Annotated in this window: 18 protein-coding genes; 2 read left to right on the top strand and 16 right to left on the bottom strand. The window is 44.9% G+C overall.

Features of this window, described 5'->3' with window-relative positions:
• Positions 1-228: 228 nt before the first annotated feature.
• The 16 genes from AB5I83_RS19340 to AB5I83_RS19265 all read right to left on the bottom strand — a co-directional run bounded on the left by AB5I83_RS19340 (position 229) and on the right by AB5I83_RS19265 (position 10,753).
• Positions 229-1,659, bottom strand: a complete 1,431-nt coding sequence (locus AB5I83_RS19340) for an ammonia-forming cytochrome c nitrite reductase subunit c552 (protein WP_448977728.1) — start codon at positions 1,657-1,659, stop codon at positions 229-231.
• A complete protein-coding gene (locus AB5I83_RS19335; RefSeq protein ID WP_167834504.1) occupies positions 1,652-2,176 on the bottom strand; it encodes a NapC/NirT family cytochrome c in 525 nt (174 codons plus the stop codon). The genes AB5I83_RS19340 and AB5I83_RS19335 overlap by 8 nt, the downstream gene beginning before the upstream one ends.
• Positions 2,177-2,286: 110 nt before the next feature.
• The gene (locus AB5I83_RS19330; RefSeq protein WP_448977726.1) at positions 2,287-2,793 is read right to left on the bottom strand and encodes a TlpA family protein disulfide reductase; all 507 of its coding nucleotides are present in this window, start codon (positions 2,791-2,793) and stop codon (positions 2,287-2,289) included.
• 17 nt (positions 2,794-2,810) lie between these two features.
• Entirely contained in the window at positions 2,811-2,942 is a 132-nt protein-coding gene (locus tag AB5I83_RS19325) for a CcmD family protein (protein ID WP_448977724.1), read from the bottom strand.
• Between the two features lie 19 nt (positions 2,943-2,961).
• Positions 2,962-3,672: a cytochrome c biogenesis protein gene (locus tag AB5I83_RS19320; RefSeq protein WP_448977722.1), complete on the bottom strand. Its 711-nt coding sequence runs from the start codon at positions 3,670-3,672 to the stop codon at positions 2,962-2,964.
• Complete coding sequence (locus AB5I83_RS19315; protein ID WP_448977720.1) at positions 3,672-4,355, bottom strand: heme exporter protein CcmB; 684 nt, start codon at positions 4,353-4,355, stop codon at positions 3,672-3,674. Before AB5I83_RS19315 ends, AB5I83_RS19320 begins: the two co-directional genes overlap by 1 nt.
• Positions 4,352-5,056 (bottom strand): heme ABC exporter ATP-binding protein CcmA, encoded by a 705-nt coding sequence (gene ccmA, locus AB5I83_RS19310; protein WP_448977718.1) that lies wholly within the window; start codon positions 5,054-5,056, stop codon positions 4,352-4,354. Before ccmA ends, AB5I83_RS19315 begins: the two co-directional genes overlap by 4 nt.
• A 17-nt stretch (positions 5,057-5,073) precedes the next feature.
• A complete protein-coding gene (locus AB5I83_RS19305) occupies positions 5,074-5,415 on the bottom strand; it encodes a hypothetical protein (RefSeq protein ID WP_448977717.1) in 342 nt (113 codons plus the stop codon).
• A gap of 5 nt (positions 5,416-5,420) precedes the next feature.
• Complete coding sequence (locus tag AB5I83_RS19300; RefSeq protein WP_448977715.1) at positions 5,421-5,792, bottom strand: hypothetical protein; 372 nt, start codon at positions 5,790-5,792, stop codon at positions 5,421-5,423.
• Positions 5,793-5,804: 12 nt separating this feature from the next.
• Positions 5,805-6,275 (bottom strand): cytochrome c-type biogenesis protein CcmH, encoded by a 471-nt coding sequence (locus tag AB5I83_RS19295; protein WP_226647133.1) that lies wholly within the window; start codon positions 6,273-6,275, stop codon positions 5,805-5,807.
• Positions 6,276-6,280: 5 nt separating this feature from the next.
• Positions 6,281-8,263: a heme lyase CcmF/NrfE family subunit gene (locus AB5I83_RS19290; RefSeq protein ID WP_448977713.1), complete on the bottom strand. Its 1,983-nt coding sequence runs from the start codon at positions 8,261-8,263 to the stop codon at positions 6,281-6,283.
• Positions 8,264-8,284: 21 nt separating this feature from the next.
• On the bottom strand, positions 8,285-8,737 hold the full coding sequence (locus tag AB5I83_RS19285) for a cytochrome c maturation protein CcmE (RefSeq protein WP_448977711.1): 453 nt from the start codon (positions 8,735-8,737) through the stop codon (positions 8,285-8,287).
• Positions 8,734-9,693, bottom strand: coding sequence for a hypothetical protein (locus tag AB5I83_RS19280; RefSeq protein WP_448977710.1), 960 nt, complete (start codon positions 9,691-9,693; stop codon positions 8,734-8,736). The genes AB5I83_RS19285 and AB5I83_RS19280 overlap by 4 nt, the downstream gene beginning before the upstream one ends.
• A gap of 460 nt (positions 9,694-10,153) precedes the next feature.
• The gene (locus AB5I83_RS19275; RefSeq protein WP_167834492.1) at positions 10,154-10,333 is read right to left on the bottom strand and encodes a glycogen biosynthesis protein GlgD; all 180 of its coding nucleotides are present in this window, start codon (positions 10,331-10,333) and stop codon (positions 10,154-10,156) included.
• A 17-nt stretch (positions 10,334-10,350) separates the two neighbouring features.
• Complete coding sequence (locus tag AB5I83_RS19270) at positions 10,351-10,614, bottom strand: YtzC family protein (RefSeq protein ID WP_167834491.1); 264 nt, start codon at positions 10,612-10,614, stop codon at positions 10,351-10,353.
• Positions 10,592-10,753, bottom strand: coding sequence for a hypothetical protein (locus AB5I83_RS19265; protein ID WP_226085545.1), 162 nt, complete (start codon positions 10,751-10,753; stop codon positions 10,592-10,594). The genes AB5I83_RS19270 and AB5I83_RS19265 overlap by 23 nt, the downstream gene beginning before the upstream one ends.
• A 66-nt stretch (positions 10,754-10,819) precedes the next feature.
• Between AB5I83_RS19265 and AB5I83_RS19260 the strand changes: the two genes are divergently transcribed.
• Entirely contained in the window at positions 10,820-11,794 is a 975-nt protein-coding gene (locus tag AB5I83_RS19260; RefSeq protein WP_448977707.1) for a TIGR01212 family radical SAM protein, read from the top strand.
• Entirely contained in the window at positions 11,784-12,356 is a 573-nt protein-coding gene (locus AB5I83_RS19255) for a class I SAM-dependent methyltransferase (protein WP_448977705.1), read from the top strand. Before AB5I83_RS19260 ends, AB5I83_RS19255 begins: the two co-directional genes overlap by 11 nt.
• The last annotated feature ends 620 nt before the right edge of the window (positions 12,357-12,976 follow it).

Below are 12,976 nucleotides of genomic sequence, written 5' to 3'. Positions count from 1 at the left end.
TTATTTTGAAGTTGAATAGTAAAGAATCTGTGGGTTATTCAGATCGTGGAATTATGGTTTTTCGTTAGAAGATGCACTCTCAACCTGCATGGATTTGCAGGATTTTTTAAAATTGAATCCGGGAATATTGACACTCCGCCCATTTTCTGTGAAACTAAAGAAAACACCGTACAAACTACCATTTGCACAGTGTTTTCGTATTTATCTTTTCTCTAAATTTACTATTCTCTATTTTTTAGGGGCTGGCTGTTGCGCCGGGAAGTAACTGTTCACTGCTTTCTCTTTCTTCTTGAAGTTATCTTTTTCGTCGTACACAGCCTGCTTCACTTTTTCAATCTCTGTTTTAACTTCTTCCAGATTTACGCCTTTCTTGGTCAATTCCTCAATGGCAAGATTGATTGCCGCATTCGACTCTTCAATCGATACCCTCAATGAATCCATGGCTCCCTGTGGATTATGGAAACCTGCCGAGCTTTCTGCAGCAACGATATCCCAGAACCATTGTCCTTTTCTGATATGCTCTTGAGCCTGCTTGACCTTCTCTTCACTTACTCCAGAAGTAATCATCTTATTTACGTAATAGTGTGAGGTAATCGAAATATCCTCAGCCTTATGAAGGGCTTCCATATGTTTATCCTGGATACCGATCACTCGTTCCTTCAGTTCCTCCATATCCCTGTTGGTATGGCAGGTTGCGCAAGACTGATCCATTGTCTTGAGTGGTGACGTCCACCAGTGTGAACTGATTTTCTTTTTGCCGTCCACCCTATCATATGGCATGTGACAGTCTGAACATGTAACTCCTGCTTCACCGTGCGGGCCTTCGATATGAGTCTCGAAGTCAGGGTGCTGCGATTTTAACATTGGCGTTCCCGAAACGTTGTGGATCCAGTCCTTCTCAAAACCTTGTTCCTTAGCAGTAGTCTCATAGTATTCATACATATTTTCAGGTTCAAACCCATTTGCCCAAGGGTAAGTAACTTCGCCGTTATCTGCAGCAAAATAGTATTCTACGTGACACTGTCCGCAAACATAGTTTCTCATGTCATTCTTCGTTGGGTTGGACATGTCGATTCCTTGTGATTCCATTGCTTTGATGAAGCTCGGTCTTGTAACGCGCAAATCCATTGTCTGCGGGTCATGGCAGTCAGAGCAGCCGATCGGTGAATGGCCCATCGCTTCTGCTTTTGGCCAGATATCCTGATTAAAATTGCCGCCCCAGTAATCATCACCCATTTCCTCGATCATGTGTGGAACTGCAGTCGACTTACAAGTTAAGCATGAACCAATTGATTTATCCGTGATACGCGCAATTGCCCGGACATCCTCATTCGCGTAAATATGGCCGCGGTCCTCATTGTACTCGGTCGCAAAGCCATATCCGTTAAAAAGGACAGGCAGATACGGTTCCTTATCATGGTCGAACTTGCTTCGTTTGACGGAACCGCTGTACTTCGTATCCTCCATTTTTTCATTTTTCTTGTAGCTGTCATATTGAAGCGGGAAAAGGTCCTTGAAGGCCTCATTGCTGATTTCATCTTTGCTCAGCCCCGTTTTCAGCTCGCTCGCGGAAGTTGCTTCTTCTTCCGATGAGCATCCTGTTATGATGAGCATGACAGCCGCAAGGAGCAAGAGTGCCCAGCGGAAATTTCTAGCCATTGTTCATCGTACCTCCTTTGTTTTCTAAAAGCTCGCCTGGTTTCGGCGGTTTAAAATAATCCTCTGTTTTGAAGCCTTTGCCGTGCGGTACGGCCTGGTGGCAGCTTGAACAGCTGTCCTTTGCATCATGTGATACGTTTTCTAGTGTGTTTTCATGACAGCTGATGCAGTTTCCATTTATGACTTCATCCGAACTTTCCGTTGCGTGGAGCACCTTTGGAATCTTTGCTTCCCCAAGTGTGTTGAAGTACACATGGGTCATCCCTGCTTTCGCCTTATAGGTATATTTCTCAACCATATTTTCATGAGGCAAATGGCAATCCCCGCAGGCCAAACCGGCGTGATTGGAATCAGAGAATGAGTTGTGGACCTCTGTCATGATATGACAGCTTGAGCAGAATTCAGGTGAATCTGTATACGCAAGCGTTTTGACAGTGACGACAGAAACAATGATTCCAGTAAATACGCCAATGAATAACAGCATCTTTTTGTCTATTCCCAGTAGCTTTTTCAGCATTTCTTTCACCTCCCTTATAGCTGATCATTCAATCTACTAAAGGCTGCACTGTTAGGAGAACTCAACTGACAATGCAGCCATATTAAAACACGGATGTGCTTTAACCAAGGTTAAGGTGAAACTTTTTCCTGGATCAATCGGATCAAATCATCCTTCGTTGTTGGGCCCGAGAAACGTTCGACAATGACACCATTCCTGTCGATGATGATTGTCTCAGGCTGGCCGATGACATTGTAATCCTTAGAAATATCTTCCTTTGTATCTAATAGATACGTAAGCTTTGAGCGGCTTTCGGAAATGTATTTTTCCATCCGTTTCTTCGATTCGCCTTTAGCAAGGATCAATAACTTTGCTTCCTTGTACTCTTTGCCGAATGCTTCGAGTTCAGGTGCTTCATCGATGCAAGGTGCACACCATGTCGCGAAAAAATTCAGGACGACCGTCTGGCCTTTGAAATCGGAAAGTTTATAGGTATTGCCGTCAATATCCTGCAGTTCAAAGTCGATGGACTGATCACCTGGCTGGGCTGAAGCTTTCCCTCCCAGTCCGCTGACCAAAAAGCCGAGAATCCCAATGACGGCAGCGATGACGATGATTGGCCCAATCTTTTTGCCCATTTCTAATCACCACCTCATTAAAAATCTGAGTTCCATTCTTCCAGAAGTTCCAGCTCTTTCTTCAATTGCTTCTGGCGGCGTCCAAGCACGATTACGTACCCTGCGATCAACGTCCAAATAACTGAGTATCCGATGAATAAGTAAGTCATTTCAATTCCTCCTTAATGGTTAGCCTGCTAGTTTTTCAATTGCTTTTGACTTTGCCTTTTTGACGATATGCCTCATTTTTTCAATTTCGATTCCTTTGCGCATCAGGAAACCGTACAGCAAGGTGATCGTGAAAATCGAGAACAGCAGGGCGACAAGCATATCTGGCTCGATCCCTCCCCCTGACTGGTTTTTGCCTTCACCGAACACGACCGGATGCAGCTTTGTGTTCCACCAGCGGATTGCCATGAAGACAATCGGGACATTGATGACGCCAATGATGCCAAAAACGGCTGATAACCCGGCAATTTTATCCATAGAACCATCCATCTTACGGACGAACAGATAAGCAACATAGATGAACCAAAGAATCAGGGTTGTCGCTAAACGCGGCTCCCATGTCCACCATGTATTCCAGCTGGATTTTCCCCAAATCATCCCGGTGATCAGTGTAATTGTTGTAAAAAGCACACCAATTTCAGCTGAGATTCCTGCATTGATATGATGCTGGAGTCTCGGTTTGATTAAAACCCTCACACTGTAGTAACCCACGACACCGAATGCGAGGAAAGCGACCCAGGCACTGCCAACATGAAAGTAGAATATCTTTTGTGTCTCGCCCATTACCTTTTCAACAGGTGACCAAATAAAAATTAGATATAGTGCAATGAAAAATGACGGAATTAACGTGAACAGCAGCAGCTGGTCGATAATGCCAGTATTCTTTTTCATCAAGACCCCTCCATAATAAATTCGAATAAGAAAAAGCACGCGGCCAGGAACAATAAATCGTAAGCAGCCATCAATCTGATCCAGGACGATGCATCCGCAATCACTTCATTTTCCAGGATGATCCTCGTCGCCTGGACTCCGGCAATCAACAGCGGGCTTAAGAGCGGCAGCAGCAGTACCGGCAAAAGCATCTCGCTGTTCTTGGCGTTCGCCGAAAGTGCGGCCAGGAAAGTCCCAACGATGATGAAGCCGAGCGTGCCGATGATGACAACCAGGATGAACCAGCTTACCTTTCCAAAAAACCTGTAGTCGAAGAGCAGAAACAAAACTGGAATGCTGACAAGCTGTACTGCTGTAACGAGGATAAAGTTCGCTAAAACCTTGCCCAGATAGATGCTTGAAGAATCGATTGGCGCAGAACGCAGCCCTGTCAGCGCATCGTTTTCGTGTTCTGAAAGGAAGGAACGATTCAATCCAAGAATTCCCGAGAACACGGTGATCAGCCAGACAAGCCCAGGTATGACCGCTTTTACCATATTATTTGTCGGATCGAACGCAAAGCTGAAGATCAGCACCACTAGACTGGAGAAGATGACCATCATACCAATCGTCTGCTTTGTTTTAATCTCATTGCTCAGGTCTTTGCTGGCAATCGTCCATGCATCTCTAATGATTGAAATCATGAGTTCTTCACCTCAGCTTCGTACCAGCTTTTCATCTCGTCCAGACTGATTTCCTCCCCAAGAAGCTTGGTTGAGACAATCTTTCCTTTCTTCAGCAGAGCGGCCCTGTCAGCAAGTGCATGAACCTGCTCAAAATCATGCGAGATAATCAGCACCGACGTCCCGCTATCCCGTTTGCTTTTAATGATGCTATTAAGCAGCGCGACAGCCTCCTGGTCTAGGCCGGTGTGCGGCTCATCGAGCATCAGGATATCCGGATCGGGCAGCAGCACCCTTGCGATCGCCAGCCTTTGCATCATCCCTCTTGAAAAGGAGCAAATGGGCATATCGCGGAATAGATAGAGACCTACTTCCTTTAAGAGTGCATTGGATTTGCTTTCAAGATTTTTTACTTTGTATAGCTTGCCGTAGAATTTTAGGTTTTCAAGCGGGGACAAGTTGTTATAAAGAAAAGATTCATGACCCAGGAAGCCAATTCGCTGTTTTACCTGTGGTGAATTCTTCTTGATAAGCTCACCATCAAGGAAAATTTCCCCGCTCGTCGGCTGCAGGAGTCCGACTGTGCATTTAAAGAAGGTGCTCTTCCCTGCTCCATTCGGTCCAATCACTGCCAGGATCTCCCCTTTACCCAAAGAAAGGGTGATGTTTCTTAATACGAGCTTATCTCCCAGCATTTTGGTCATTTTCTTTAGTTCCAGCATGTTCCCCAACTCTTTCGTTAAGTGTATTGTTTCAGTTCTTTGTTTACCTGAGTGAGATGGCTCTGGTATTCATTTTTCATCTTGTTAAAATTCTCCTCGGTGATTTCCGCTTCTTCCAGCCTCGCTTCAAGTACGGCCAGCTCCCCTTCAATCACTTTTTTCCTATGAAGATGGTGTATGAATAACTGGTCTTCCTCATTGATGATTTTCTCCGAAGGAGCCTTCCGCTTTTGTACAAACCAGACAACACCAATGACAGCAGCAATAACAATCAGCAAGTAATGTGGATTCACCATGTTAAACCCTGGAGTCGTCAGCCAGAATTTCACAAGCCATTCAGGGTGATAGGCTGGTGTCATAGTGATCACCCCTTCTGCTGGCGAAGCTTCTTCAGTTCTCTAAGAATTTCCGCTTCTGCTTCGGCATCCTTTATTTTCTTTTTGTTCTCTGGGAGATGTTCAACCTTTCGTCCTTGGGTTTCTTCCTTTACCATTTCAGCGGCAAGCAGCTGGTAGTTCTCTTTCAAGTTTTCAAAATCCTCACGAGTGATTTTTTTCATTAAAAAGTCCATCTCCAACTCATTCACAGCACTGTATACCTGCTCAATCGCCAATTTTTCACCCTCTGTCTCCGGTCCAGCAGCCGAGACCTCGCCTGCTGTGAAAAAAGGAGAAATGATGAAGTAAAAGCAAGTAATGATCACGAGTGAGCCTATTATTAAAAATACATAATCCATTTTGATCAGCTCCTAGAAAAGCTTCCGGCGCTCTTCGTCAAATGTTTTTGCAGCAATTTCCTTTTCTACTTCCGAGTTCCATGCTGCCTTTCTCTCAAGCTTTGATTCAGACTTCCTAATCGTCAATTTCCTGAGCCAGACACCGACAATCACACTGCCGATTCCCACTCCTGCTGCAGGCATTCCCCAGGCAATCCAGCCGCTTGTGCCGCCACCCGGAGTTCTCAAAGCTGCCTGCCCGTATTCATCAACATACGATTGGATGATTTCGGGTTCTGTCTTGCCGCCGTTCAGCATCTCGACCACTTCATCGTAGTAAATCTTTTTTACTGAACAGGTGGATAATTCATGATCTGCATGGCCCTGCATATCAAGCTGGCCGATGATGTGCTTGAATTCCTTTGAGTTATAGGTGAAGGCTGTTGTCATGCCCGGAATGATGATTAGAAAAAGGAGTGTTGTTATAAGAACTTTCCTGTTCACTTTTTTCACCCTCCCACTCTCGAAATGCCTTTATTGATTTGGTAGCGGTAGGTTGTCGGCCTGCCGCCTATGAGTGCGAATGCCGTGCCAATCACCATGATGATGCCGCCCATCCAGATCCAGCTTACAAACGGATTCACTTTAACCATGAACGTCACTTTGTCTTTGTTCTCCCAGGAGCTGAGTACAACGTATAAGTCCTGGCTCCAATTTGTCTTGATTGCTACCTCTGTGGATGGTTCAGGCCATGTTTCATAGAAAATCTTTTCAGGCTTGATTTTACCAATGTCTTTGCCCTTATACGTCACATCTATATCGGCCACCACTACGCCATTGCCGTTTTTCGTATGCTCGGTCAGTTCATTGAATGTAAGATTGTAATCTCCGGTCTTGATGCTGTTGCCGGCATCCACCGTTTTCAGGATTTCTGTCGAGTAAGTGTGCGACGAAATGACACCTACCGCGATGATGGCAATCCCGATATGGACGATATAACCGCCATAGCGGCGCTGATTTTTCACCGTCAGCTTGAACGCCGCCTTCAAAATGTTTTCCTTCGTTGCTTTCCGACGGGCACTGATGCCTCTGACGAACTCCTGTAAATGCGTCCCAAACATGAAGCTTGTTGCCGATAGTCCGATAACCGCGTAAATTCCCTTGACGCCAAATGCGAACAGAATGATGGCAGTGGCAACACCCATTGCCAGCGGCCAGAGCATGTTTTTCATGAACTTTTCGAATACCGCTTTCTGCCAGGCAATCAGCGGGCAGATTCCCATCAATACGATCAGCATCAGGAGGATCGGAGCCATTACTTTATTAAAATATGGCGCACCGACATTGACCTTTGTGCCGGTAAAAGTTTCCGAAATCAGCGGGTACATTGTTCCCCAGAAAACGGCGAAAGCGGCAGCAACAAGAATCAGGTTGTTCAGCAGGAAGCTGCTTTCTTTTGAAAAATAAGCTTCAATTGGACTGCTGTCTTTCTTGATCATTCCGTACCTTGTCATGACGATATACAGAGAAAACAGCATCATGAACGCCATGAAAACAAGGAAATACGTACCCAGATTGCTGTCCCCAAACGCATGGACACTTGTCAGGATTCCGCTCCTGACCAGGAAGGTTCCAAACAGTGTCAGGATGTAAGAAAGAATGATCAAGCTTACGTTCCAGGTCTTCAGCATGTTTTTCCGTTCCTGAATCATTACAGAATGCAGGAATGCCGATACGGTCAGCCATGGCAGGAATGAAGCATTTTCAACTGGGTCCCATGCCCAGTAGCCCCCCCAACCAAGCTCAAGGTAAGCCCACCAGCCGCCAATCACATTTCCGAGAGTCAAAAACAGCCATGCCAGCAAGGTCCATCTTCTCGTCAGCTTGATCCACTCTGAATCCATTCGCTTCAAGATCAGAGCCGCAATTCCGAACGCGAATGGTACTGCCAGCCCGACATACCCCATATAGAGTGTGACAGGATGCAAGATCATGCCCGGATTTTGCAGCATAGGGTTTAGACCTTTTCCGTCAGCCGGAATTTTATCGGTCATTTCAAACGGGTTTACATTCAGCGCCATTACCGTGAAAAAGAACAGGATATTGACCATCAGGATGCTGGAAACATAAGGCATCATCGGGTTCTTCTTTTCTTTTGAAAAAACGACCATTGCAGCGTACAGCGATAAAAGGAACGCCCATAGCAGAAGGGATCCGGCGTTGCCGGCCCAGAAGGCTGTAAGCTTATAAGCCATCGAAAGGCTTTCATTCGTATAGGAAGCCACATATTTATATTGGAACTGGCTTGTGCCGAGCAAGTAGAGCAGCAGGAAGGATGCAATGCTTGCCACAAAAGCAAGGGAAAGTACCGCACCTCTTGCACTTTCGAGCCACTTGCTGCTTTTCTTCTTAATCCCGACGATATTGGCGATGATTCCGTATAGTGAAATCACGATTCCAAGGTAGATTGAGATGTTTCCAATTAGATACATACAGATAACCACCCATCTGTTTTATTCCTGCTTGTCATTTTTGTATATTTCCTTATGCATTTCGGTATCATAGTTCTCCATGTCTTCGCCTTCATATTTTGTCGGGCATTTCGTCTGGACTTTTTCTGCTTCGAATACTCCGTCCTTTTGGATAAAACCTTCCACAAGGACGATGACATCCTCTGAGAAATTATCCGGCTTGATACCTTTATGGAATACTTGGAGTGTTCCCTGGCCTTCTTCGTAAAGTTCAAATCGGAGCTCCAGCTTGTCAGCATCCCATTGTACTGACTCTTTATTGAGCAGGCCTTGAGTCATAATATAATCGCCTTCATATTTCGAACCATTTTCACTAAGGTCGGCAATTGTGATTTCCTTGCTACCTGCACTTGGCATTGTCGAAAACATCATGATTACGAACGCGACTGCCGCAAGACCCAAACCCATAACGATTTTCTTATTTTTGGACATCATTTTCTGCCTCCCAGCTTTTTGATCAATTCGTTATACTCTGCTTCCGATATGCTTCCTTCGACGAGCATTCCGCGGAGCTTTGCCTTTTTGGCTTCAAAATCATTTGACACACCGCTTTTTATAGGCTGGGTTTTCTTTTTCCTCATGATGAAAATCAACAGGACGGCAGCAGCGACGGTCACACTGCCAACGACGGTTATGACAAGCCATAAAGGCATTTCCTCTTCATTCTGTTTGACCGTGCCCGCCTTCTTCGCATCACCGGCCATATCCTCCATGATTTCCGCTGTAGTCCTATCGTCTGCACGTTTGTATTCAACCGTGATCTTCTTTTCTTCACCCGGCTTCATTCCCTGGCTTTGATACAGGAACATGTTCATGTTGTAAGAGTTTTTCTGGTGCTGTTCAGAAGCGGGCTCCAGCTTGAAGCTTTCCGTATTTAGCGGCTCGACGAAAATCAGGTTAAACAAGCCAATATCAGTGAAGTTTTTAAAATTATAAGCCAGCGTCTTAGCGTCTTCTTTTTCCCTGATGCTGTCGGTATAGTATTCAATCACAAATTTATATATCTCCTGAGGCTGAATTTCTTCGCTTGTTTCCCAGGAAATCGTTCCACTTTCCTTATCCAGTTCGTATTCAATTTCATTCATTTCAGTCAGGTCACGAGAATAATCAGCCACAAACCCAATCCTGAAATTCTTCTCATCCATTGGCAGCGGAATGACGACCTGGCCTTTTTGTGCTTCCTGTGCATTGTTCTTCAGTGCTCCATGGTAACCGACCAAAAGCGGCGGATTGTTCTTCTTATCTTTTGGATGATATGAGTACTCCGGCATCACTTGGATCGTGAGCTCCTCCATATTCAGGACATCGGTCTTTGTCTCTGCACTCCCCTTATCTGGAAGCTGGAATATCAGTATTAAAATGAGGGCAAGCATAAGCTTCATAATTTTCATTTGTTTAGCTCCTTTCTATATGTGACAAATTCGTGAATGTTTTCACAAGACAACTCTGCTTAAAAAAAACAATAATATCTAAAAGGACTTTATACCTTATCCATATCATTGAACCTTTTTGGTACACCTTATTTAAACCATTTCTAAAAGCCCTCAATCTGTGATTTAAATCACGGAATTTTCGTCAGTTTTATCCGATTTGTGAACGGGGGGTATTAATTAGAAAAGCGGAAGCGCCTTGATCAGTCCCGACAAGCGCTGAAGGGCCGACCGGTGGAGTCGTTCTTTGACTTCACTGGCAGTGTCAAAACGTCGCGAGCTGCTCAGAGCTGACGCTTCTCGCAAGATACTCGAGGGAAGCTTTCTCAGGGATGAAAACTGGCTAGGCGCTGGAGCTGGGCAATTCTTGAGAGAAAATAAAAAACCTCACTTCCCTTTTGGAAGTGAGGGTGTTACAAATTTATGAAGATTGCTCTGGTTCAGGATGGAATTTTGATTTTACTGGCTGGCCGCCGCTATTTTCATATTTTTTCTTCGCTTCTTTAACCGGATCATGATCCATTCCAAGCTCGAGATCCTGGTTATTGACGCCATTCCTTGTTTTTTGTTCAGGATTGTTCTGCTTTGAGCGCTTTTTCAAGATGTTTCCCTCCTGTTTTAGTGATCAAGCAAAATCATATTGTTCTGGACATTCTGAAGCTGGATTCTCATCCGGTGCAGCTGGTCTCGCTGTTGTGCATTTGCGCTGAAGGCGAGCTTGGCCAGATCATTGTAGGCATCCTCAAGTGCCTGCAATGCATTGGTAAAATCGCCATTCGTATAATGCTCCTGAGTCGCGGCCTGCTTGTATTGTTCCTGTGCCATGTTGATTGCATCCTCACATTGCTGAAGTAACTGGTCAACCGATTGACGTGTTGCCATTTGCAGCCCCTCCTTTACTTGGTGCTGAAGCAAAGTCTGCTTCTTCTTTATTTTGTTCACAATACATTTTCCTATCACGATTTTGTGAATGTTTAATGATGGCAAAAGCTTTTTGTAATCTTTTTGCAATTGGATTCATGTTCTCTAAATGGTACAATTTTTATTATTCGTTTTTTGACAGACAGGCTATTAGGAGGTTTCTGGCATGATTCAGACCAACTCTTTTCACTACGCAACAGATGATAAACGATACCATACATGGAATTACCATTTACGTAACCATTTTGGCCACAAAGTTTTTAAAGTGGCGCTTGATGGCGGATTTGATTGTCCGAACCGTGACGGTACGGTAGCCCACGGCGGCTGTACTTTTTGCAGTGCCGCTGGTTCTGGTGATTTTGCAGGTGACAGAGTAGAAGATCTCGGCACACAGTTTAAAAAGGTCAAAGAAAAAATGCACACGAAATGGAAAGATGGCAAGTACATGGCCTATTTCCAGGCTTTCACCAATACTCACGCCCCGGTTGAGGTCCTTCGTGAGAAATACGAAACAGTATTGAACGAAGAAGGTGTTGTTGGTCTATCCATTGCAACCAGACCGGATTGCCTGCCTGATGATGTCGTGGAATACTTGGCTGAACTCAATGAGCGAACGTATTTATGGGTAGAGCTTGGCCTTCAGACAGTCCATGAAAAAACAGCCACCCTAATCAATCGTGCTCATGATTATGAAACGTATAAAGAAGGTGTGGACAAGCTCCGGAAGCATGGCATCAGAGTGTGTTCGCATATCATCAACGGCCTGCCTCAGGAAACACCTGAAATGATGATGGAGACTGCACAAGAAGTAGCGAAACTCGACGTGCAGGGAATCAAAATCCACCTTCTCCACCTGCTCAAAGGAACTCCAATGGTCAAGCAATATGAAAAAGGATTGCTCGAATTCCTTAATTTTGAGGACTATGTAAAATTGGTTTGTGACCAGCTTGAAATCCTCCCTCCAGAAATGATCATTCACCGGATTACCGGAGATGGACCGATCGAGCTGATGGTCGGACCGATGTGGAGCGTCAATAAATGGGAAGTACTGAATGGTATTGATAAAGAACTGAAGCGCCGCGACAGCTGGCAGGGGAAATTTCATACTGGAAACAAAGTGGTGATAGAAAATGAAGCTTGAACGAATTCTTCCTTTCGCCAGGAACCTTCTTGAACTGGCCGTGAAGCCCGGCGACATTGTTGTCGATGCGACAGTAGGGAACGGACATGACACATTATTTTTAGCCAACCTCGTCGGCCCTTCCGGCAGGATTTACGGATTCGATATCCAGGATGAAGCACTCATGTCATGTAAAACAAAGCTTCGGGAACATGAGCTGCAGGATCAGGTAACACTTTTCCATACCGGACATGAAAACATCACAGAATGCATTCCGCCGCTCCACTTTGGAAAAATAACAGGCGCCGTTTTCAATCTCGGCTACCTGCCCGGCGGCAACAAAGACATCGTCACTGTCCCCGAGACAACCATACAGGCCATCGACCAGCTGTTGGGAATCATGGCCCCTGAAGGCATCATCGTGATCGTGATTTACCACGGCCACCCAGAAGGCAAAGTGGAAAGAGACTATTTATTGAGGTATGTTACATCACTTGATCAGAATATCGCACACGTATTAGAGTATAAATTCCTGAACCAAAAGAACAATCCGCCATTTATTATTGCGATTGAGAAGAGATAGGGTCCTTCATTCTGAAGGATCCTTTTTAATCTACTCAAAAACGCTGAATGAACAACATCATTTCTTCAAACTTGGGTATCAAATTGCTCTATCGGACATATCGGAGGCCTCTTTCTTATTTTGTTTCCGTTAGAAGAGTTCTATCGGACAAATCGTTAGCTCTTTTCTCACTTTGTGTCCATTAGAAGGGCTCTATCGGACAACTCGACGGCTCTTTTCTCACTTTGTGTCCATTAGAAGGGCTCTATCGGACAAATCGACAGCTCTTTTCTCACTTTGTGTCCGTTAGAAGGGCTCTATCGGACATATCGACGGCTCTTTTCTCACTTTGTGTCCGTTAGAAGGCCTCTATCGGACAAATCGACAGCTCTTTTCTCACTTTGTGTCCGTTAGAAGGGCTCTACCGGACAAACCGACGGTTCTTTTCTCACTTTGTGTCCGTTAGAAGGGCTCTATCGGACAAATACACTCCCTCTTTCTCATTTCTGTCCGTTAGAAGAGCCCTATCGGACAAATCGTTAGCTCTTTACTCATTTTGTGTCCGATAGCCCACATACACCATAAATTAATTGCTCTAGTTTCACATAAACGAATACTTAAAAAGCCAGGGGAAATCCCCT

Source organism: Mesobacillus sp. LC4 (assembly GCF_053543455.1).
This window is presented reverse-complemented; position numbering and strand designations above follow the sequence as displayed.

Coding starts and splice junctions, on each gene's coding strand:
- AB5I83_RS19255 (WP_448977705.1), top strand. CDS start 11,784: ATGAAGCTTGAACGAATTCTTCCTTTCGCCAGGAACCTTCTTGAACTG.
- AB5I83_RS19315 (WP_448977720.1), bottom strand. CDS start 4,355: ATGATTTCAATCATTAGAGATGCATGGACGATTGCCAGCAAAGACCTG.
- AB5I83_RS19340 (WP_448977728.1), bottom strand. CDS start 1,659: ATGGCTAGAAATTTCCGCTGGGCACTCTTGCTCCTTGCGGCTGTCATG.
- AB5I83_RS19320 (WP_448977722.1), bottom strand. CDS start 3,672: ATGAAAAAGAATACTGGCATTATCGACCAGCTGCTGCTGTTCACGTTA.
- AB5I83_RS19280 (WP_448977710.1), bottom strand. CDS start 9,693: ATGAAAATTATGAAGCTTATGCTTGCCCTCATTTTAATACTGATATTC.
- ccmA (WP_448977718.1), bottom strand. CDS start 5,056: ATGCTGGAACTAAAGAAAATGACCAAAATGCTGGGAGATAAGCTCGTA.
- AB5I83_RS19285 (WP_448977711.1), bottom strand. CDS start 8,737: ATGATGTCCAAAAATAAGAAAATCGTTATGGGTTTGGGTCTTGCGGCA.
- AB5I83_RS19260 (WP_448977707.1), top strand. CDS start 10,820: ATGATTCAGACCAACTCTTTTCACTACGCAACAGATGATAAACGATAC.
- AB5I83_RS19270 (WP_167834491.1), bottom strand. CDS start 10,614: ATGGCAACACGTCAATCGGTTGACCAGTTACTTCAGCAATGTGAGGAT.
- AB5I83_RS19265 (WP_226085545.1), bottom strand. CDS start 10,753: ATGAATCCAATTGCAAAAAGATTACAAAAAGCTTTTGCCATCATTAAA.
- AB5I83_RS19325 (WP_448977724.1), bottom strand. CDS start 2,942: ATGACTTACTTATTCATCGGATACTCAGTTATTTGGACGTTGATCGCA.
- AB5I83_RS19290 (WP_448977713.1), bottom strand. CDS start 8,263: ATGTATCTAATTGGAAACATCTCAATCTACCTTGGAATCGTGATTTCA.
- AB5I83_RS19305 (WP_448977717.1), bottom strand. CDS start 5,415: ATGACACCAGCCTATCACCCTGAATGGCTTGTGAAATTCTGGCTGACG.
- AB5I83_RS19300 (WP_448977715.1), bottom strand. CDS start 5,792: ATGGATTATGTATTTTTAATAATAGGCTCACTCGTGATCATTACTTGC.
- AB5I83_RS19330 (WP_448977726.1), bottom strand. CDS start 2,793: ATGGGCAAAAAGATTGGGCCAATCATCGTCATCGCTGCCGTCATTGGG.
- AB5I83_RS19335 (WP_167834504.1), bottom strand. CDS start 2,176: ATGCTGAAAAAGCTACTGGGAATAGACAAAAAGATGCTGTTATTCATT.